This is a genomic window from Rhizobium rosettiformans W3 (assembly GCF_004912135.1).
GTDB classification, from domain to species: Bacteria; Pseudomonadota; Alphaproteobacteria; order Rhizobiales; family Rhizobiaceae; genus Allorhizobium; species Allorhizobium rosettiformans.
The window spans coordinates 1-1,134 of record NZ_STGU01000073.1 but is presented as its reverse complement, the minus strand read 5'-3'; the positions used below and the strand labels follow the sequence as shown (position 1 = coordinate 1,134).

2 protein-coding genes are annotated in these 1,134 nt (G+C 55.5%); both read left to right on the top strand.

Going from position 1 to position 1,134, the window contains the following annotated elements; genetic code table 11:
• Window positions 1–417, top strand: a 417-nt coding sequence (locus FAA86_RS24380) for a Crp/Fnr family transcriptional regulator (RefSeq protein ID WP_136543896.1), incomplete at its 5' end; no start/stop codon positions are given.
• A gap of 104 nt (window positions 418–521) precedes the next feature.
• Window positions 522–962 carry a pseudoazurin gene (locus tag FAA86_RS24375; protein WP_136543894.1) on the top strand — a complete coding sequence of 147 codons (441 nt, stop codon included), beginning with the start codon at window positions 522–524 and terminating at the stop codon, window positions 960–962.
• Window positions 963–1,134 lie beyond the last annotated feature (172 nt).

Below are 1,134 nucleotides of genomic sequence, written 5' to 3'. Positions count from 1 at the left end.
GCTCTTGCTGCTGCTGAAAGTATCGTTCTTTCCTGGCCAACGGAGATGTGGCCAAAGTTCGTGGAGCGAAATCCAAGACTCGCCGTCAGCGCGATGGAGACGATCGGTCAAAGGCTTGAAGAAGCCCATGTCCGCATTCGCGAAATGTCCACGCAAGAAGTAGAGAAGAGAGTTGCGCATACCGTCTTGAGGTTGGCGCAAAAGGCTGGTCGTTCGGAGGCGTCGGGAATACGGATCGATTTCCCGATCTCAAGGCAGGACATTGCCGAGATGACTGGCACGACAATTCATACGGTCTCGCGCATTTTTAGTGCATGGGAGAGCAGGGGGCTGATCGAAGGTGGTCGGCAAAAACTCCTGGTGCGCGATATGATTGAACTTGCGTCGCTGGCGAATTCTCTTCCGGAGCGTCGATAATCAGGTGAAGCGTTCCCGTACTTGATATTGCGCAAAGAAGGCCTGTCCATCCTGGCCTATCTCTTTTGAAACGGAACGAGGTGTTTCCGTTTAAGGAGATGAAAATGAAACTGCGTAGTGTCACCCTGGCGGCTGCTCTTTTGCTCTCAGTTCCCGCTTTTTCGATGGCTGCGGATTTCGAAGTCAAGATGCTCAACAAGGGTGCAGAGGGTGCCATGGTGTTCGAGCCTGCCGGCTTGAAGATTGCCCCCGGCGACACCGTCACCTTCGTCGCCACCGACAAGAGCCACAATGCCGAAATCATCAAGGGTATGATTCCGGACGGCGCGGCAGAGTTCAAGGGCAAGATGAACGAGACAATCAAGGTGACCTTTGACGTTCCCGGTCTCTATGGCGTGAAATGCGCGCCGCATGTTGGCATGGGCATGGTCGCTGCCATCCTGGTTGGTGATGCTCCGGCCGCCAATCTTGACGCCTTCAACGCAGCCAAGCTGCCGAAGAAGGCGCGCGAACGGATTGATGCAGCTGTTGCTTCGGCCCAGTAATAGTTGCCATTCGCTTATGTTGCTCGGCTGACGCCGCCTGGGGAACTGACCCTGGCGGCGTTACTGTCTGTATTCTGCTTCAGAGCTCGATGATCACAGGGATCAGATCCCGCCATCTGCCAGCAGGCCGCTATGAGCGCGGTCGATTGCTTTACGTAGCTCGTCGACTGGC